General features: G+C 34.6%; 14 protein-coding genes. 7 read left to right on the top strand and 7 right to left on the bottom strand.

The annotated features are described in order from the left end of the window. Positions 1 to 94: 94 nt before the first annotated feature. Together SIB89_RS07010 and SIB89_RS07005 are read left to right on the top strand one after the other, a co-directional pair. Positions 95 to 2509, top strand: coding sequence for a sodium-translocating pyrophosphatase (locus tag SIB89_RS07010; protein WP_412561677.1), 2415 nt, complete (start codon positions 95 to 97; stop codon positions 2507 to 2509). 158 nt (positions 2510 to 2667) lie between these two features. Beyond that, the gene (locus SIB89_RS07005) at positions 2668 to 3936 is read left to right on the top strand and encodes an MgtC/SapB family protein (RefSeq protein ID WP_412561676.1); all 1269 of its coding nucleotides are present in this window, start codon (positions 2668 to 2670) and stop codon (positions 3934 to 3936) included. A gap of 2 nt (positions 3937 to 3938) precedes the next feature. Here SIB89_RS07005 and SIB89_RS07000 read toward each other — a convergent pair whose 3' ends face one another. After that, positions 3939 to 6479, bottom strand: coding sequence for a prolyl oligopeptidase family serine peptidase (locus SIB89_RS07000; RefSeq protein ID WP_412561675.1), 2541 nt, complete (start codon positions 6477 to 6479; stop codon positions 3939 to 3941). Positions 6480 to 6654: 175 nt separating this feature from the next. Here SIB89_RS07000 and SIB89_RS06995 point away from each other — a divergent pair, with 175 nt between their 5' ends. After that, positions 6655 to 7659: an App1 family protein gene (locus SIB89_RS06995; RefSeq protein WP_412561674.1), complete on the top strand. Its 1005-nt coding sequence runs from the start codon at positions 6655 to 6657 to the stop codon at positions 7657 to 7659. Positions 7660 to 7667: 8 nt separating this feature from the next. Here SIB89_RS06995 and ppk1 read toward each other — a convergent pair whose 3' ends face one another. The 5 genes from ppk1 to SIB89_RS06970 all read right to left on the bottom strand — a co-directional run bounded on the left by ppk1 (position 7668) and on the right by SIB89_RS06970 (position 13431). Next, positions 7668 to 9692: a polyphosphate kinase 1 gene (ppk1, locus tag SIB89_RS06990; protein WP_412561673.1), complete on the bottom strand. Its 2025-nt coding sequence runs from the start codon at positions 9690 to 9692 to the stop codon at positions 7668 to 7670. Between the two features lie 53 nt (positions 9693 to 9745). Next, positions 9746 to 10360: a deoxynucleoside kinase gene (locus SIB89_RS06985; protein ID WP_273288988.1), complete on the bottom strand. Its 615-nt coding sequence runs from the start codon at positions 10358 to 10360 to the stop codon at positions 9746 to 9748. Between the two features lie 3 nt (positions 10361 to 10363). Continuing rightward, positions 10364 to 11071, bottom strand: a complete 708-nt coding sequence (locus SIB89_RS06980) for a hypothetical protein (RefSeq protein WP_412561672.1) — start codon at positions 11069 to 11071, stop codon at positions 10364 to 10366. Positions 11072 to 11225: 154 nt separating this feature from the next. Further along, positions 11226 to 11909, bottom strand: a complete 684-nt coding sequence (locus SIB89_RS06975; protein WP_412561671.1) for a response regulator transcription factor — start codon at positions 11907 to 11909, stop codon at positions 11226 to 11228. After that, positions 11902 to 13431, bottom strand: coding sequence for a sensor histidine kinase (locus tag SIB89_RS06970; RefSeq protein WP_412561670.1), 1530 nt, complete (start codon positions 13429 to 13431; stop codon positions 11902 to 11904). The genes SIB89_RS06975 and SIB89_RS06970 overlap by 8 nt, the downstream gene beginning before the upstream one ends. A 125-nt stretch (positions 13432 to 13556) precedes the next feature. Here SIB89_RS06970 and SIB89_RS06965 point away from each other — a divergent pair, with 125 nt between their 5' ends. The 4 genes from SIB89_RS06965 to SIB89_RS06950 all read left to right on the top strand — a co-directional run bounded on the left by SIB89_RS06965 (position 13557) and on the right by SIB89_RS06950 (position 19327). Next, positions 13557 to 14414 (top strand): GLPGLI family protein, encoded by an 858-nt coding sequence (locus SIB89_RS06965; protein ID WP_412561669.1) that lies wholly within the window; start codon positions 13557 to 13559, stop codon positions 14412 to 14414. Positions 14415 to 14511: 97 nt separating this feature from the next. Continuing rightward, complete coding sequence (locus SIB89_RS06960) at positions 14512 to 15393, top strand: GLPGLI family protein (protein WP_412561668.1); 882 nt, start codon at positions 14512 to 14514, stop codon at positions 15391 to 15393. Positions 15394 to 15554: 161 nt separating this feature from the next. Continuing rightward, the gene (locus tag SIB89_RS06955) at positions 15555 to 16457 is read left to right on the top strand and encodes a GLPGLI family protein (protein ID WP_412561667.1); all 903 of its coding nucleotides are present in this window, start codon (positions 15555 to 15557) and stop codon (positions 16455 to 16457) included. An 80-nt stretch (positions 16458 to 16537) separates the two neighbouring features. Continuing rightward, positions 16538 to 19327, top strand: coding sequence for a carboxypeptidase regulatory-like domain-containing protein (locus SIB89_RS06950; protein WP_412561666.1), 2790 nt, complete (start codon positions 16538 to 16540; stop codon positions 19325 to 19327). Between the two features lie 55 nt (positions 19328 to 19382). Here the strand turns inward: SIB89_RS06950 and SIB89_RS06945 are convergent, their stop codons facing one another. Continuing rightward, entirely contained in the window at positions 19383 to 21170 is a 1788-nt protein-coding gene (locus SIB89_RS06945) for a hypothetical protein (RefSeq protein WP_412561665.1), read from the bottom strand. Positions 21171 to 21228: the final 58 nt, after the last annotated feature.

Below are 21228 nucleotides of genomic sequence, written 5' to 3'. Positions count from 1 at the left end.
TGAGCCACCTTTAATTTAAGGTGGCTTTTTTTATCAGGTATATTTTTCTATTTTTGGCAACGTTAAAAAATTAACTAAACTAACACATATCAATATGGAATTATTAATTAAAGGTTTGCCAGCTTTTGGAGTTTTGGCATTACTATTTGTATTCATTAAGAGTGCTTGGGTAAACAAACAAGATGAAGGAAGTGATAAAATGGCACGTATAGCCAAAAACATTGCTGATGGTGCAATGGCCTTTTTAAAAGCTGAATATAAAGTTTTAGCAATTTTTGTTGTAGCGGTAGCAGTATTATTGTTCTTTAAGGGAAGCAATGAAGAAGGCTCAAACTGGATGGTAGCAATATCATTTATAGTTGGAGCGATTTGTTCAGCTTTGGCTGGATTTATTGGGATGAAGGTTGCTACTAAAGCAAATGTTAGAACTACACAAGCTGCGAGAACGTCTTTAGGTAGAGCATTAGAAGTTGCTTTTGCAGGTGGTTCTGTAATGGGTCTAGGTGTTGTAGGCTTAGGTATTTTAGGATTGAGTGGCTTATTTGCAATATATCAAAGCATGTGGCCTGGATCAGAAAATTTAGGTATGGTACTAAATGTACTTTCAGGATTTTCTTTAGGTGCATCTTCAATTGCTTTGTTTGCACGTGTTGGTGGAGGTATTTATACAAAAGCTGCTGATGTAGGTGCCGATTTAGTTGGTAAGGTGGAAGCTGGTATTCCTGAAGATCACCCTTTAAATCCTGCAACAATTGCTGATAATGTTGGTGATAATGTAGGTGATGTTGCTGGTATGGGAGCAGATTTATTCGAATCGTATGTTGGTTCTATTATAGGTACTATGGTATTAGGTGCTGTTATTATAACTCCTAATTTTGATGGCTTAGGAGCGGTATATTTACCTTTAGTTCTTGGAGCTGTTGGTATTATAATGTCTATAGTAGGTACGTTTTTTGTAAAAGTAAAAGATGGAGGAAACCCTCAAACAGCCTTAAATATTGGAGAATTTGGTTCAGCAGGATTGATGGCTGTTGCAACCTACTTTTTAATTCAAGAGTTTATACCAGAGACATTTAATTTAAATGGAGTAGAGTATACATCTTTAGGAGTGTTTATTGCTGTAATAGCTGGTTTAATAGCTGGTTTAGCAGTTGGTAAAATAACCGAATATTATACGGCTACAGGTAAAAAACCGGTAAACTCTATTGTTAAACAATCAGAAACTGGAAGTGCAACTAATATTATAGCAGGCTTAGGTGTTGGGATGATGTCTACAGCTATTCCTATTATTTTAATAGCTGCAGCTATTATTATTTCTCATCATTTTGCTGGTTTATATGGTATCGCAATCGCAGCTGTAGGTATGTTAGCAAATACAGGTATTCAATTGGCTGTAGATGCTTATGGACCAATTTGTGATAATGCAGGTGGTATTGCTGAAATGGCAGAATTACCGAGTGAAGTTCGTGAGCGTACAGATAAATTAGACGCTGTTGGTAATACAACTGCGGCTGTTGGAAAAGGTTTTGCAATTGCTTCTGCTGCATTAACGGCATTGGCATTATTTGCCGCTTTTATGCAGACAGCTGGAGTAATTGCTATTGATGTATCTCAACCAAAAATTATGGCTGGATTATTAGTTGGTGGTATGCTACCATTTGTATTCTCAGCCTTATCCATGAATGCTGTTGGTCGTGCTGCTATGGCAATGATCGAAGAAGTTCGTCGTCAGTTTAGAGATATTCCACAATTAAAGGCTGCTTTAGAAGTAATGCGTAAATATGATAGTGACATGTCTAAAGCATCTGAAGCAGATAGAAAAATATTTGATGATGCAGATGGTGTTGCAGATTATGGAAAATGTATTGATATTTCTACAAAAGCATCAATTAAGGAAATGGTATTACCAGGTTTGTTGGCAATCGTTGTTCCAGTAGCAGTTGGTTTTATTGGAGGTGCTGAAATGTTAGGTGGGCTTTTAGCAGGTGTAACAACTTGTGGTGTGCTTATGGCAATTTTCCAATCGAATGCAGGTGGTGCTTGGGATAATGCTAAGAAGACTATTGAAGAAGAAGGCAGAAAAGGAACAGAGGCTCATAAAGCTGCTGTAGTTGGAGATACCGTTGGTGATCCATTCAAAGATACTTCTGGGCCTTCGTTAAATATCTTATTGAAGTTAATGTCTGTTGTGGCATTAGTAATAGCTCCAAGTATTGCATTATCTTCAGACGATTTGTCTGCTTATGCTTCTAATAATATGGACATTGAAAAAATGGAAATATCTAAGGAAGTAAAGGTAGATATGGAGAGCAATGATGACGGAACTGTAAAGGCTGTTGTGACCACTGTAACTTCTGAAAATGGTGAAGAGTCTACGGACACTCAAACTTTTGAAGGAACTAAAGAAGAGGTTGAAGCTAAATTAGACGCCATGAATGAAGCTTCGGAAGATGTAGAGGTGAAAGTCAAAAAAGTAATTAGAGAAGTAAAGGAAGAAGTAGATAACTAATAGTTATTACTGACCAGTTTATAGTTTAAAGCCTCATCATTGATGAGGCTTTTTTTATCGTTTACGTTAATAAATTTAGTTATTGAAACGAGATGTTTTTTGGATTTGCTCTAAATTTCGTCAGAAATGCGTAATTTTCTAATAGCCAAAAAAGACATATGGATTATTCAGATTTATCGACATTAGGTATTGCCTTTGGTTTAGGGCTTTTGGTTGGATTACAGCGCGAAAAAACCGATAGCCATATGGCAGGAGTGCGAACTTTTACACTTATAACTGTCCTTGGTACTATCTCTGGATTGCTAACACGAGAGTTTGACAATCCATTTATTCTTCCTGTATTGGGTTTGTGCATGGCGGCAATGCTTTTGATGGCTAATTATATAAAACTTAAAAAACTCAATCAAGCAGACATTGGTCAAACTACAGAGGTTGCGGCTTTATTGATGTTTGCCGTTGGTGCTTATCTTGTTATGGGAAGTCAACTTATTGGTGTTCTTATAGGTGCTTCTGTTGCCATTTTATTGTATGTTAAAGAACATTTACACGAATTTATAGAAAATCTTAAGGAGAAAGATCTATCTGCAATAATGACTTTGGCTGGTATAAGTTTAGTCATTTTGCCAATTCTTCCTGATAAAACATTTGGGCCTTACGATGTTATCAATCCTCGGAATATCTGGTTAATGGTTACACTCATTGTTGGGATTAGTGTCGTAGGTTATTTCATTTACAAGTTCGTAGGGAAAAAGGTAGGCGTAATCTCAAATGGTATTTTGGGTGGTTTAATAAGCAGTACGGCAACGACGGTTAGTTATGCGAGGAAAACTGCAGATAATGCATCAATTAGCAAAACGGCTGTGTTTGTAATTGTCACAGCATCAGCCATATCTTTTGTGCGAGTTTTGTTTGAAGTCGGTGTAGTTATTCCGCAGTACCTCAATATTATTGCTATACCTATAGGAGCGGTAATTATTTTTATGGCGTTGACTGCAGTCGCTCTTTTCTATCTAATCAATAAAAAAGATTCAGAAGAAGAAAAAATGCCTGAACCTAAAAACCCAGCACAGTTTAAAAGTGCATTGGTTTTTGGATTGCTCTATGGTTTTATACTCTTGGCTGTAGCATTTACCAAAGAAAAATTTGGAAATAATGCATTGTATATTATTTCAATAATAAGTGGTTTAACAGATGTTGACGCCATAACACTATCATTATCCCAATTGATAAAGGAAGGAACTCTAAAAGCTACCGTAGGGTGGAAACTTATACTATTGGCAGGACTCTCTAATATGCTCTTTAAAGGAGTTATGGCCATAGTGCTTGGTGCCAAAGAAATAATGAAATGGATCATTATTTCTTTTGGACTCACAATCGCTTTCGGATTATTAGTTATGTTCCTTTGGCCTGAATCCTGGTTTTTTTAATACTAGGATTTAGTTTTAGGTTTATCCCTGTTTATTTCCGTAATATCTACTTCAGTAGCTTCTTTTCCTAAAAGATGTTTGCTAAAATGATCTGCTCTTAGCCAAAATGAGTATTCCGTCATACTTCCAAAACCATGACGCTGTCCTGGCATTAACATAAAGTCAAAACGTTTGTTGGCTTTTATTAAAGCATTAGCCATTCTAATGGTACCACCAGGGTGAACGTTATTATCTACATCTCCCGTAATCAACATTAATTTTCCTTTTAGGTTATTGGCAAGTGATTGATTGTTGTCTATAAGATACTTGTATTTGGTATTACCATCTTCATCAGTTTCTTCTTGTACTCCATGGTGCGTTTCACTCCACCAGCTATTATAAATAGCATTATCATGATTACCAGCTGAAGACACAGCTGCTTTAAAGAAATCTGGATAAACCAAAATAGCTGCGGTGCTCATAAAACCACCACCAGAGTGTCCGTAGATTCCAACTTTTTCAATATCAATAAAATCATGTTTATCCGCTAACTGCTCTGCTACATGACGTTTATCTGCCAAACCATAATCCCTTAAATTCCCGTAACCATAATTATGATACCACTTAGAACGATCAGGATGACCACCGCGATTTCCCATGGTTACAACAATAAACCCTACCTGTGCCATACGGTCTAGTCTATCCATACGAACAGAGAACGATTTATTGACCGCTTCAGTTTGTGGGCCTGGATATACATATTCCAGTAAAGGGTATTTTTTAGTAGAATCCATTTCAAAAGGTCTATACATTACTCCGTAAATATCCGTAATACCATCGTCAGCTTTCATTTTAAAAGGTTCTGGAAATTTATAACCCGTTGCCATAAGTTGTGACAAATCAGCTTCCTCTAATTCCAAAACTACCTTGCCTGCACTGTTTCTCAATTCTGATTTTGGCACTGTATTTACCCTTGAATAATTGCTAACAAAAAAATCATTGGAGTCAGCCATATCTGTTCTTGTGTTAAAGTTACCAGGATTCAATGCTTTTAAGCCAGACCCATTTAAATTAACTTTATATAAATGTTCGTAATATGGATCTTGGTCTTTTGGTATACCATGAGCTGTGAAGTAAAGTGTACGCGATTCATCATCTACTCCAATAGCATGTTCAACATGAAACGAACCATTGGTTATCTGATTTTTTAAGTTTCCATTAATATCATAGAGGTAATAATGTGCCCAGCCTGTGCGTTCTGCCCAATGCAACATTTCTATTTCATCATTTAATAATACTAAGGGACGTGATTCTATATAGGTATTAAATCGCTCTTCTATCAATACTTTAGATTCTCCGGTATTTATATCAGCGACACAGATATCGAGCTTTTTTCGGTCTCTACTGATTGTATTATAATAAATTTTTCCTTTTTTTGAGAGTAGCAAGGCAGGGTTAAAATCATCATCGTAATTTGATTTTTTCAAGGGTTCTCTATAGACTTGGACACTTTGTTGTTTTACTGTATCTAATTGAACCTGTAAGCTACTTTTGGTGGGTATATCAAAAACATGAAGTTCAGTTTTGTAAAATTCATCTTCACCTGGCATGTGATATTTATAGGTTTCTAAAGTTGGTCTTTTGCTTGCCGTGGTATTGATAACCCATAACTCATTTATGTGTCTTGAATCTGTTCGTTGAAACACAAACTTTTTAGAATCATGTGACCATAGACCATAAATACGTTGTCGTTTGTCTTTGTTTTTCTTCATGGACTCGTTGGTTTCACCTCTTCCGCTACTTCCTCCATAAGAATAATATAGTTCTCCGTCTGTAGTCCATTGGTTTTCAACTATTGTGCTGTCTTTTTCGTTTTTGACGGCTTTCAGAAAGTTCTCTTTATCCATCCAATACAAATTATAGTTCTTTGAGAACAAGACTACAGAACTGTCAGGAGCAATATTTGCCCATTTTTTCCACTCTTCTTTACCTTTCTTTTTATTGCTTAAAACAGTTAAGTTATTACTGCCAAGAACATATTCAAAATGATAAACTTTATTTACCATTTTTGGTTTACCCTTTTTCATTTTCTTAGTTTTAGTAGAATCGGTTTCTTCTTCTCCATTTTCACCTTCGTTTTCAACTTCTTTTTCTTCTTCTACTTTTTCAGTTGAGGTAACATAAAACCGTATCGCTGTTTCGTTTTTTACAAACTCAAAATTAAAACGTGGTAAATGCTTTGCGTCATAAGGATCTTTGGTTATTTCGGTAAGCCATCTGGCCATTTTTTCATTGTCAAACAGTTCTTTTTTGCTTCGCTTATCGGCATCAACGATGTAGTACTTAGAACCTTCAGTAGTCTTGTATTGATACCAAAAACGATTCCCATTTTTTAACCAATGTGGTCTAACAGAAGTAGAGTGAACCAATTTCCCTAAATTAGTTGGTGAGTATTTAGCAGCGGCTCTATAGTTGGGTGTTGGTGTACTACTTTCTCTAGCAGTTTGAGCATTTAAAAAACAGAATGATAGGCAAAAAAATAGAAGGAGAATAAGATTCTTCATGAATTGAGATGGTTTGAGTATAGTTCTTGATGTTTGTGTTGCTACTAAAATACTTTGAAAAATTATGAACTTAGATAACTTCGATAATTTTTAACATTTATTAAGTTATTTAGTTTGTATTATTATTTCGTATATACGGATTTTAGTATCTTGAAATTTTTAAAATTTCATTTCATTGGGCTGGTTAAAAAAAGATCCATTACAAATAATTGCATTTCAGGGTTATGGCACGGATTCGCATTTCTATGCACGTGGAAGAGCTTTGGAGGACGAATCTATTGACCTGGAAGACCAGCACATTTGGCACCTTATTGTTAATACATGGAAACGTTTTGAAACCGATGAAATCAAAAATGTTGATATTAATATTAAGCTACCCAATAATAAAATTTTAAAGGGAGTTACGGACAATGATGGGTACTACAAAGTCGAAGCAAATCTCCAAGATTTAAAGAAGCTGACCAATGAAGAAGGATGGCTGTCTTTTGAGCTCTCGTACAGTGATGTCAATATTAAACGAATCATACAGAATGAAAATAGGTTTCCTGGTGAAATATTAATTCCGTCCACTACCTCACAATTTGCTGTTGCCAGTGATATAGACGATACTATTTTGCATACAGGTGTAGTTTCTATGTTAAAGTGGAAAGTGGTTTATAATTCAATTTTTAAACACGCCAAAAATAGAAGTCCGTTAGAAGGTGCAGCTGATTTCTATCACAGACTCCACAGAGGGGCTTCTGGAAAAAATGCAAACCCGATTTTTTATGTAAGCCACAGCCCATGGAATTTATATCGTTATCTAGAATTGTTTTTGAGACAGAACAATTTTCCTAAGGGGCCAATTTTATTACGAAGTCTAAGTAATTTTTTAAAAAGGAAATCACTGGATGAAAAGCCACAAAAGCAAAAGGAAATTCTTAATCTTTTAAAAACTTATCCTGATTTGCCTTTTATTTTAATTGGTGATAGTGGTGAGCACGATCCAGATATATACATGGAGATTGCCGAAGAGTTTCCAGATAGGATACTAGCCATTTATTTAAGAAGTGTGAAGCATAAGAAAAAAATGATAAGGGTAAAAGGGTTGATAGAAAACTATAAAACCACACAAGTTTTAATGGTTGAAAAAAGTGCTCAAGCCATTGACCATGCCAGAAAAAATGGATTTATACAATAGCTTGTTTATCAAAGCTTATTCTCAAAATACTCATAAGTAGCATATTGTGCCCTTACTTTTTTCTTGGAATTGTCGACGTATTCATTTTTCTGCTCAGCATCTATAATTCTGGCCTTTGTGTTATCACTTAACTGTATTTCTATTAAGTCTCTTAATGTCTTATGCACATCCTTATCGTAGATAGGTGTCAGTACTTCTATACGATGGGTTAGGTTTCTGGTCATCCAATCTGCAGAACCTATGTAAATTTTTTCGTCACCACCATTGCCAAAAATATAAACACGTCCATGTTCTAGAAATCGATCTAAAATACTTATAATCTCAATATTTTCACTTTGATTTTTAATGCCAGGTACAAGACTACAAATGCCTCTAACGATTAGCTTTATTTGCACTCCGGCATTGCTTGCCTTATAAAGATACTCAATCATGGATTTGTCTTGTAGGCTATTCATCTTCAAAATTATATAGGCCTCGTTACCATTTTTAGCATGCTCTATTTCTGCATTCACTAATTTTTCAAGTTTGTTTCTTGTGGTGTAAGGGGAGACTAATAGTCTTTTGGTTTTTGGGACTATGGTAACCTTTTGTAAAACTAAAAACACTTTGTTTAAGTCTTTGGTTATTTTTTTGTGAGCTGTGAGAAGTCCATAATCCGTATAGAGCTCTGCAGTTTTCTCATTAAAATTTCCTGTACTAATATAAGCGTAGCGTTTCTTCTTGTCATTTACTACCCGTTCAATGTATAAAATCTTAGAATGAACTTTTATATCAGGATAGCTATAGATTACCGTAGCACCATTTTTTTTGAAAATATTACCCCATTTAAGATTGTTCTGCTCATCAAATCTGGCTTTTATTTCAATAAACACAATGACTTCTTTTCCATTTTTTGCAGCTTTGGCAATGGCAGTATTTAATCGGGATTCGTCTGCCAATCTATAGAGCGTCATTTTAATGGTAGTTACCGTTGCATCTTCTGCAGCATTTTCAACCAAATTAATTACAGGGTCAAATTGCTGATAAGGATAATGGAGTAATTGATCTTTTTTATCTATTGCATCAAAAATATTTTCTGTACTTGATAGTATAGGATGTGGTAATGGCTCTAGTTTTTTAAACGATAAATCTTTTTCAGTAGGATTAGGGAAGGCAAAGAAATCCTTAAAATTATGATGCCTGCCACCCATAACCAAGTCTGCATTGTAAATATCCAAAGCCTCTTTTAATACCTCCTGAAATTCCTCTGGCATTCTTTTGTCGATGAGAACTCTTGTGGGCTGACCTTTATCTCTTTTTGGTAACGAATTTTTAATCTTATTCATTAAATTTCCTGAAAACTCATCCTCAATATATAATTCCGCATCACGTGAAATTTTCAAGGCATAGTAAGTGACTTCATCTTCAGGATGGTTTTCGCCGAGATTGTATTTTAAAATATCGTCAATAAATGTGATGAAGTGCTTGCCGTTTTTTGTAGGAAACGTAAAAAATCGAGGCTCGGAATCTGGGATTTTTACGAGTTGAAGTTCTCCATTCGATAGAGTAGTTAAGTAGGATGCTTCATTTTCAACAAAAATAGACTCAGGGTTCTTATGAAATGAATTTTCTAGATCTAAAAGAGGTTTTAACTGTTCTTCAAAGTAGGTTTTTGCTATTTGTTTTTGAGAATCGGTAAACGCATGGTAGTCAATTAAAACAATACCTTCTTTTTCTAAATCTGGAATTATTTCATTCTTAAATATATGACCAAATTCCTCTTGTTGCTTGTGGACTTGCTTTTTAATTTCCTTTAAAACCTTGTTGGGTTTAGTAATAAGTTTTTTTCTTAAAGGCTTTTTTAAACTTTTAATTTGCCTAATGTCTGAAACCCTTACTCTAAAAAATTCATCAAGATTTGAAGAGAAAATAGCTAGAAACTTTATGCGCTCATAAAGCGGATTTCTTTTGTCAGTTGCTTCTTGTAGCACACGATGGTTAAAGCGTAGCCATGATAGATCACGATGGTAAAATTTGGAATTGTACAATTTCATTGATGTAAAAATAAAACTATTTAAACTGAAATTGTGTTACTTAATTCATAAGATTAAAACAGACCATGAATCTGTGCGTCAATTTTATTGATAATGCCACCCAAATCTTCAGGATTAGCCACAAAATCTAGATGGTCTACATCTATAATAAGTAAGTTGCCTTTGTCGTATTTGGTAATCCAGGCTTCGTAACGCTCATTTAATCGGCTTAGGTAATCTATGCTAATGGTGTTTTCGTAATCGCGACCACGTTTATGGATTTGGTTAACGAGATTTGGGATAGAACTACGTAAATAAATCAATAAATCCGGACCTTTTACAAACGATTCCATCAACTCAAATAGAGAGGAATAATTTTCAAAATCGCGATTGGTCATTAATCCCATAGCATGAAGGTTGGGTGCAAAAATATGCGCATCTTCATAGATGGTTCTATCTTGTATAATATCCTTTCCACTATTATGAATCTGGTTGACCTGACGAAATCTACTGTTTAAGAAATAGACTTGTAAATTAAAGCTCCAACGTTCCATCTGATTGTAAAAATCATCTAAATAAGGGTTGTCAACAACGTCTTCTAATTGTGCTTCCCATTTGTAATGTTTGGCTAGTAATTTTGTGAGCGTAGTTTTTCCAGCTCCTATATTTCCTGCAACAGCAACATGCATAATTTATTCTAGTTTAAGTTGGTATCGACGTAGAATTTCGTCGTCGTAAATATACAAGGTTTCATTGGTTACCAAAAACTGATTTATTAACAAATATGGATGCTTAATCGGTTGTATTTTATTATCCGTTTTTGATAAAATATGTAATGAATTTCCTTTTTTTAAAATTAAATGTGCTTTACTAAAAGCTAAACTCTCGTAACCTTCATTTTTGTGTTTAGAAATTAAACTTCCGAAGTAACTGTAAACATATAGGTGGTTTTCGGTAAGCATGTAGCAATTGTTATAATCGCTCTTAAGGTCCAATACGTCAGACTGTACTGGCACCGTTTTTAATCGTACTTTATTGGTTTTGTAATCATATAATTCTAACTGCTGTAAATCTTGATTAAAAATCCAAAGCGTATTGTCAAAGCCTGTAGAAACAAAGCTGACATTTTTATAAGGCTGTACGGTGTTAAAGTCAATCTTAAAAATCTCGGCCAATCGGTTGTCTAAAATGATAACTGTATTGAAATCTCGATAAAAAAGATTGATTTTTAAAGGGTTAAAAGTGTTTGCGGACGTAATCTCACCAAGTTGAAAATTGGAATAGGTAATAGTAGTGTCTTTTGCTTTTTTGTGAAATGTATGATCTTCAGTTGAGTAATACAGCGTACCAAAAGTATCTACGCCAAAAATCCTCTCGACTTTAATGGATGTTGAATCCATAATGCTAGCTGAAATTTGTTCTTGGGAGAACAATGAAATGCTAAAGAAAAAAAAGAAATAAATAGGCGTTCTCATACGAACTAGAAAAGTACAAAAATTGAACCACTTTCTTGCTAGAGTATTAGGTTTTTAAAACTTGAAAAGTTTACAATGTTTAAACAGTCAATTTATAACCAAACCCTCTAACATTTATAATCTGAATGGTTTCGTCCTTTTTTAGTTTTTTACGCAGTTTAGTGATAAAGACATCCATACTACGTGCCGAAAAGAAATCATCCGTTCCCCAAAGTTTATTGAGTATGACTGAGCGATCTAGTACTTGATTTTTATTATTTATTAAATGAAAAAGAAGATGCGCTTCTCTGTGCGTAAGTTGAATGGTTTCTTCATCCTTAAATTGAAGTCGTTGTCTAGGGAAATCAAAAATATAGTTTCCAATTTTTAAAATTTTTGACGCTTTCTGAACTTTAGTACGACTCACCAAATTATGAATCCTAACAATTAACTCTTCCATACTAAATGGCTTTTTAAGGTAATCGTTGCCGCCAATTGAAAAACCCTCAACCACATCTGCAGTTTGCGATTTTGCGGTTAAAAAAATAATAGGAATAGTGTCGTCTATAGCTCTAATCTCTTTTGCTAGAGTAAAGCCATCTTTTTTGGGCATCATAACATCTAACACTAAAATTTCTGGCGATTCAGATTTGTATTTTTCAAAAGCTTTTTCACCATTGTCGCATAAAATGACTTCAAAATCTCTTGTTTCGAGACTTTCCTTTATAATTTGCCCTAGTGCAGATTCATCTTCGGCTAATAATAATTTTAGTTTACTAACCATTTGGAAGTGTAATTTTAAAGGTTGTTAAGTTTTTGTTTAAATCTAAAGAGATGGAACCATTGTGCTTTTCAATAATGGTTTTTGTATAATATAAGCCAATTCCAAAACCTTTTACATCGTGTGTATTACCTTTTGGTACACGATAGAATTTTTCAAAAATACGCTCTCTATTCTCTTTGGAAAGGGTATTTCCGTTATCCGAAATAAGAATGTCAAACATATCTTTTTTTGGAACTAAATCAATGGAAATTAGCTCTCCACCATATTTAACGGCATTGTCTAAAACGTTATTTAAGGCATTTTCAAAATGAAAGACATCAACGCTGGCCTTTAAGCTTTCGACCTTAAAACTGGTATTGAATGTTTTCTCTGGATATTGAATTTTGTAACGACTAACTAGCGAGTTAAGCAACTCAACACAATCTATCGACTCTTTGTTTAATTCTAGGTTATCACTGTCTAAAGTTGCCGTTTCCAGTAGCTTTTCAACCATAAGGTTGAGCTTACCTAATTGTTCAGAGGACATTTTGATGTATTTTTTTGTCTTCTCTTTGTCTTCAATAGCATTAAAATTATTGATACTTTCTAAGGCGACTCCAATAGTGGCAATAGGTGTTTTAAACTCGTGAGTAATATTACTGATGAGATCATTTTTTACTTCGGCGAGTTGTTTTTGATGTTTTATGATGCGCAGTAGATAAAACAGACAGCTTATCACTGCAATTACCAATATTGTTGATATTAATATACCTGTTAAGCTTCGTTTTAAAATGGTAGAAGTAGAATTAAAAAAATATAGTCTTAGCGAACTGCCCTTAGGTAAAAAAGTCGATTTTGATGTGGTGCTGAGAATGTCCATATGTTTAAGGACAGAGTCTCTTGCTGTATGGATAATTGGTTCAAAATTTTTATTGGGTAAATTTTTATCAAAATAGAGCTTGTGTTGTATGTTAATGTTTTTTCTTTCAAATTCAATTTTCATTAAGCTATCTACCTTTTTTAAGTCTAAAGAATCATTACTTATTGCAACGACGACTTTAGATGTAAGCAACTCAAAACTTGAAGGGCTTATACTGTCAATGAATTTATAATTGCCAACTCGAAGTCTAAATGAGTCTTCGTTAATAGTTTGGTGATCCGTATGATAGCTAAAGACTGCAGAATCGGCTTCTCTAGTGTCTATAAATGTGAAGCTTTTGTAATTATTTGTTTTTAAAGAGTCTATGCTTTTTAGCCCTTTAGAAGGATGGTCAATTTTTTTGAGAAGTTTTGAAATTTCCGTCTCTGGATTTAATGAATCAACAGTGTAATTATTGATTAACGAAAAGTTAAGTGTGGTGCGTTCAGCTAAGGCAGCATAATAATCATCTACGGCTTTATCCAAACTTATCTGCACATCATTGATTAATTGCTGCTTATTGGTTTGGTAGTTCTTGTAATTCCAAAACACCTGAATACCAATAGTGATAGCTATCACAGCAATAATTATGTACAGTATCCATTGATATCGTTTATCGTTCATATTTCAAAAGTAAATGTTAAAGTTCAATTATTGACCATTGGTTAACACACGTTAACGTTCATTAACGCTCAGAAAAGTGTAGATTGTAGATATTTGTATTGTAACATTTATAAAATTCAATCAAAATGACAACAATTATTAGAACATTAGTCGTAGCAATAGCGCTTAGCGTAACAGGTTTGCACGCCCAAGATTTTCAGGGTGTGGCAACCTACAAGACACATCGAGATATCGACATTAAAATGGATAGCACTCAGGTAAATGACGAGATGCATGCCAAGATGGTGGAGATGATGAAAAAGCAGTTTCAAAAAACATACCACCTAGCTTTTAACCGAGAAGCTTCAACCTACCAACAAGAAGAGGAATTGAGTAAGCCGCAAGTTGGTGGAGGAGATTACCAAATTGTGGTTATGGGTAATGGAGGCGGAGATGATGTGCTCTATAAAAACACAAAGGAAAACCGTTATGCCGAATTGAGAGATACGTTTGGCAAGCTTTTTCTCATTAAAGATGAAATAGAGCCTATTGAGTGGAAGCTAGAGTCTGAAACTAAGTTCATAGGAGAATATCAATGCTTTAAAGCAACGTACACCAAAATGGTAGAAAAGCCAAGGGTTGTCGTGAGTACGAATGATGAGGAAGAAGAAAGTGATCTAGATAAAGAACCAGAAATGGAAGAGCGTACAGTAACAGCTTGGTATGCACCACAAATTCCAATAAATAATGGTCCGGATAATTACCAAGGTTTACCTGGATTAATATTAGAAGTGCATGATGGTAAGCTAACCATTATATGTAGTAAAATTGTTTTGAACCCAGAAGAAAAGGTAGAAATAGCTGAACCGACTAAAGGTAAAGAGGTTTCACAGGAGGAATATGAGAAAATCATGGAGAAAAAAGCCAAGGAAATGCAAGAGCGTTATAGACCTAGAAAAGGCCAGAGAGATGGTGAAAGTTTTTCAATAACTATTGGTGGCTAGACTAAAAGAAAATATTTTGATGTTAATATTATGGTAAAGAGAATAGTAATGTTTAATAATTAATTAAATTCGTTAAACAAAAATAAGTTTATCTATCATGAAGTCCATATTATTAAAATCTAGCATTCTTGTTCTTTCCGTATTATTTTCTAGTTCTTTCAAAGATAAAGAGATCACTGATCCACAAAATGAAATAGATATTCAGGAATTTCAAGGTAAAGCCATTTATGTTTCAAAATCTACTATGGATTTAGGAAGATGGGGAGCAAGAATGAGTGAAGAACAAAAGAAGCAAGTACAAGCTCGACTTAAAAATAGACTTGAAAAAGAATACATACTGTCCTTTAACAAGGAAGAGTCTCTATTCTATGAAGATGAACAATTAGATGCTATGTCTGGAGCCACAGATTCTTGGGGAAAAAATTTCGCACCAGGAAAACAGTACAAAAATGTTAAAACCAATACTCAAATTCAAAACCAGGAGTTTTATGGCAAGCAGTTTTTGGTTAAGGATAAGCTTCAAGACATTAAGTGGCAGTTAGAAAAAGAAACTAAGCAAATTGGTAATTATACTTGTTTTAAGGCAACGGCTTCCATACCGACGAGTGATTTAACCTGGTACGACTTTTCATGGAGTCGATTGAGAAGCACCAATGATGAGGAGACAGAAAATGATTCTACAAATACAACCATTGAAGAGCCTAAAGTAGCAATGACCGAAGTTGAGGCGTGGTATTCGCCTCAGATACCTGTAGGACATGGGCCTTCAGAATATTGGGGACTACCAGGATTAATATTAGAAGTCAGTGCAGGTAACACAACCATGCTTTGCACAAAACTTATATTAAATCCAGAAGAACAAATTGAGATAGAAGCACCAGATAAAGGAAAGGAAATTACTAAGGCAGAATATCAAGAAACGATTGTTTCTAAAATGAAGGAATTTCGAAATAATAGAATGGGTCGAAGACGAGGTTAATTTTATTAACACAACTTTAACGCAAGTAATTATTACGTTTTGCATCTAAATAAGTCTAATGCAATATCAATTTAGTTGATTGTCGATTTATGTAACACTTTTTTTAATCAATACTTAAAATTATAAAGCTACATTTAACACTCAACATTAACCTTATTAAGATGAAAAAACTAGTTTTTAAACTTACATCATTACTGTTATTTTGCCTCTGTACTGTTTCGTATGGGCAAGACTTTCAGGGCAAAGCGTACTACCAAACTAAAACAACTATGGATTTAGATCAATTTGGTGGTAGAGAGATGAGCCCTGAGCAAAAAAAGCGTATAGAAGAGCGCATGAAGAGTTTTCTTGAAAAAGAATACATCTTAACCTTCAACAAAACAGAATCCATTTACAAAGAAGACGAAAAATTAGAGGCACCAGGTTCTGGTGGAGGTTTTGGTGGTTTTAGTAGTAGTTTAACAGGTGGTCCTAAATATAAAAATGTTAAGGATAAGGAGTTGATACAAGATCAGGAATTCTTCGGAAAGCAATTTTTAATTAAAGACGAATTGAAAGGTCTTGAGTGGAAAATGGGAACCGAAACCAAACAGATTGGTCAATACACATGTTTTAAGGCAACAGCCACTAAAACCGTAGATGAGTTTGATTGGAGAAGTATGAGGCCAAGACGAGGGAGAGATCGAGACAATGACGAAAAGAAAGAAGGAGAAGAAGCCAAAGATTCTACTAAAGTAGATAAGGACGATCCAATGAGCCAGATTGAAGTGCCAAAAACTATTGAAGTTACAGCTTGGTATACTCCACAAATTCCAATTAACCAAGGTCCAGATGATTATTGGGGCTTACCAGGATTAATATTGGAAGTCAGCGCAGATAGAACAACAATACTGTGTACAAAAATTGTAATGAATCCTGAAGAAAAAGAGGAGATTGAAAAACCTGAAAAAGGCGAGGAAGTTACACAGGCCGAGTATAATGAGATCATAACCAAAAAGATGGAAGAGATGCGAGAAATGTACGGAGGCCGTCGAGGTGGCCGTGGCGGAGGACGTAGAAACTAATATAAATGCATCTAAAGTTATATGGGAAAACTTCTATCAAAGAAGTTTTCTCAACCAACCAAAAGAAAACAATCAACAACATGAAAAAATTATTATTGCTACTATGCATAGTAGCATCAAGCAGTTCCTTTGCTCAAATTAAAATGCAAGGTATAGTAAAGGATAGCATTGGGACTCCTTTAGAATTGGCAAATGTTATTGCCATCAACCAAGAGAGCAATACTCTTGAGTCTTATGCTACTACTGACGAACAAGGTAAATATATTTTGGCCTTGGGTAAAAATGGGAAGTATAAAGTACAAGTCAGTTACATTGGGTATAAAACCGCAGATGAAACTGTTACTACTCTTGATGCTGACATCACTAAAGATTTTATCCTTCAACCAGACAATTCATTAGATGCTGTAGAGCTCACTTACGAAATGCCTGTGACCATAAAAGGAGATACTATAGTCTATAACGCAGACTCATTTAAAAATGGTAGTGAACGTAAATTGGAAGATGTACTTAAAAAACTGCCTGGTGTAGAAATAAATGCTGATGGACAAATTGAAGTAGAAGGAAAGGTTGTTAACAAGGTTATGGTTGAGGGTAAGGATTTCTTTGATGGAGATACAAAACTGGCAACCAAGAATATTCCATCTAATGCTGTGGATAAGGTACAAGTACTTCGTAATTATGCTGAGGTTGGTCAGTTAAGTGGTGTACAGAATAACCAAGATAATGTGGCAATTAACATTAAACTAAAAGAAGGAAAAAGCAACTTTTGGTTTGGAGATGTTACGGCAGGAGTTGGTACAGCACCATCGCCTAATGATGAGTTGTACTTAGTGCAGCCAAAGTTATTTTACTATAGTCCTAAATACAGTATCAATGTTATAGGCGACATGAATAATATTGGTGAAGTAGCATTAACCAATAGAGATTTAAGAAATTTTGGAGGAGGCTTTGGATTTAGAGCACCAAGTAGAACAAGTGGTACTAATATTAATTTAGGTAACAATGGTCTGGGAGGGTTAACAAATATCCAAAACTCGCAAGAAGTAGTAACAAAACTAATAGCTACTAACTTTAGTTATTCACCTAATAAGGCATTGGATTTAAGTGGTTTCGTCATTTATAACAGTAGTAGACTTAGAACCAGAGAAGAAAGTTTTATCGACTATATAGATATTGAAGATGATCCTAGTACTCCAATTGATGAATCAGCAAGTGTGCCACCAGATGAAGCTACCGTTTCAACAGGTAGGGAAGCGTCTAATCAGGCTATAGCTAAATTAAGTGCTACCTATAAACCTAATGTTAATAATCAATTAGATTATGATCTTTTGGGTCGTATTTCAGACGATAAGGAACGACAGAATTTATTTTCATCAGTCGTTGGCAATACCAATCAATTGGATACTGCTAATCCCTATAGCATTAATCAAACTTTGAATTATTACTACACGCTCAACGAGAACAACATTTTTGCTTTTGAAGCACAACATTTAATAAAAGATGAAGATCCATTTTACAATGCGTTGTTGATGAACGATCCATCTAATAATGATGACCCAGATAATGATGCTTTTGACGACACAGCAGAAGGCTTAGGTTTAAATAGAGATCAGTTTGGTTATGATATCAACCAAGAAAGACGTGTAAAATCTAATCAGTTGGATGCGAAGTTAGATTACTATAATATTCTGAACACAAAAAGTAACATCAATCTAACCCTTGGGACGATATTGAGCAATCAAAAATTCAACTCCAATATATTTCAGTTTTTAGATGATGGTACACGTTTTGACCCAACACCAACCATTACTGATACAGATGGTAATACCTTGTCTGCAATGAATGATGACGTAGAATACCGATTTGGTGATGTTTATTTAGGTGTTCATTACAGATTCAAAACCGGTAAATTTACCTTTACACCTGGTGTGTCATTCCATGCGTATAGCAATCAGAATACACAAGGAGGAGAAACCTTTAAGGACAATTTCTTTAATGTATTACCAGATTTTGAAACGCGTATTCAATTTAAGAAAAGTGAGAGTTTAACATTCAATTACCGTATGTCTAATACCTTTACGGATGTTACTAATATTGCAGAAGGCTTGGTGCTAAATAACTTTAATAGCATTCAATTTGGTAACCCAGAACTGCAAAATGCATTATCACACAACTTAAGTTTGTTCTATAGTAGTTTCAACTTATTTAATTATACCAATGTATTTGCAGGTGCCAACTATAGTAAAAATATTGATCAAATACGTTCATTAACAAACTTTGAAAGCGTTATTAGAACAAGTTCATTCTTTAACTCGCAATTTGCAGATGAGAGTGCAAGTGTATTCGGTAGAGTACAACGTACGTTTGGAAAAGTTAGAGCTAGTCTTAGAACTAACTTTAATTATAGTAAACTTAACCAGTTTATTCAAGGCAGACAATCCGTTAACGAGAGTTTTACGCAGAGTTATACTCCAGAAATTAGAACCAATTTTAGGGAGGCTCCAAACGTAAGATTAAGATATAGCTATACAGTTAGGGATAATGACCAAGGTACCAATACGACTAAGTTTATTACAAGAGCACCATCTATAGAGTTTGATGCTTATATATGGGATGCCTTAACCTTTGTTACGGATTTTACCTATAACGAACAAGAAAGTAATGGAAGTAAAGATGTGTTTAAAACATGGAACGCGTCTTTGATGTACAGAAAAAATAGTGATGCTAAATGGGAGTACTCATTAAGAGCCTCTAACATATTAGATATTGATTCTAATATTAGTAATGGTGCTGGTAATATCTCCGTATTTAGTTCAGAGACGTTTATTCAGCCACGATTTGTTACTTTTAGATTGACTTATACGCTATAGAAAATATAGTCTACATTGAAAAAGCCCTATCAACTGATAGGGCTTTTTTTAGTTTTTACTCATCTCTTAATACATGAATTGTGCCATGTACAGGTAAAACGCCATTTTGTGAACTATGGAATCCACTGAAACTTATATCTATGTATTCTCCAACTTCACCAAGAGTGTTTATGGATAATATCCCAATTGATGCAACGCCACTAGATGCTATAAAAGATGTGTCATCGGTATTATATAAGCCAATGAAGTCTGGAGCATGGGCCCAAACCTTTAAATTGTAATTATGGTTAATATTGTCAACATTGGTACTTCCATTTATCGATAGCATATGTGTTATTGGATAAATATTATTAGGAATTTCCGTAAATGTTGCATTAATATTATCAAAATCAATCACGGTAATATTGTCTCCTATGACATATTGAACAAATTCCTCAACGGAATTACATGCCATTATCGTTCCTATGTCTGTAACAGGAGAAGTAAAAAAGAAATTTAGATGGTCGGTTTCTGTTAAGTTATCATAATCAGTGCCAGTAATACCAAATGCATCATTCGTTGAACAGCTTAAAAATTGAAATTCAAAGTCACCTTCTTCATTGACAATTTCTGTGTACGATTGATTACCATAGGTCAGTTGTATATAACCGTTACTTACAGGATTTCCATCACAGTTTAAAAAATTACCTCTAATTGTCTCAAAACTTATAACTGGATGATTGGGAACGATAACAGAAATACTGGAATCTGCATTAAAAGGTCCAATCATTTCAGAATACAAAAGTGAAGTATCGCATGAGTATTGGACATAGATATTAAGTTCTAAGGTTTCACCACTTGGAACAAAACCACAGACTTCGCCATTTTCGTTGGTGTTACCACCTCTTGTGCCAAATGTTAGGCTTGTTATATTTACACTAAGATTATTTATGGCATTACCACTTTCATCTGTAACTGTAACACAAAGTGTAATCGCTTCAGCAGGAATGTCACAATTCCAAAAAGAAAAATGTGATACGGAACCAACATACATATTACCTTGTAGCGTAGCTTCGCCTTCTTCTTTCCAATAGCCATTGGCTTCATCAAAATACCAAAGCGGTATGGTTGCTGGTGCAATTCCCATTAAACTGGCATCCACAGGCATTTTAATTTCAGATATTGAGCCTTCTGCCAAGTTTAATTCTTCTCCACCAGAGCCTCGTAATTCTACCGCAAGCATACCTAAAGTTTGTAGCATACGTTCGGCACCATCTTCATTTTCGGCATAGAGCATGCCTGGCATTTGCATTGGCATATCTTGGTCAACAGGATCTAAATGGTGCATAATCACATTTACACTGCCTTCATAATCTGAGCCATCTTCCTTAACAAAATTGCCATCAAAACTTACGGAACTACCATTAGATAAAGAAACCGTTTCGGCAGTACCACTGCTTATTGTGGCAATAGGAGTAGCTTCGAGCAACATAATCTCTACTTTGTTAGTGCCCTCCGATGGGACAACACTTCGAGAACCATGAATGTATCCTGCTTTTTCAGCTTTTATATAGCCGAAACGCTCATTAACTTCAGCATCTTTAATAATAAAAACACCATTGCTGTCGGTTTGGGCAGTCTCATTGCCTATGGTTATTGTAACACCTTGTAAGGGAAGATTATTTTTATTGACTACAGTTCCGAGAAAATCCCTATTAATGGTATTGCCAAAATATTGTGAAAAGGTATCCGGAATATTCTCTTGTTGTTCGCCATCTCTAAAACTGCCATCATCGTGTTGACAAGAAGAAAATACTAGGAGAAAAGTGAATAAAAATGAAAAGATAATTGTTGATGATTTCATAGTGATTGGTTGTTGGTTTTATCTTTTAGATGTAAAAACCACCAAAAGGTTGCGTGAA

The sequence above is a fragment of the Winogradskyella sp. MIT101101 genome (assembly GCF_047126865.1).
Lineage (GTDB): Bacteria > Bacteroidota > Bacteroidia > Flavobacteriales > Flavobacteriaceae > Winogradskyella > Winogradskyella ouciana.
The sequence above is the reverse complement of the archived record's forward strand: the minus strand, read 5'-3'. Positions and strand labels throughout refer to the sequence as shown.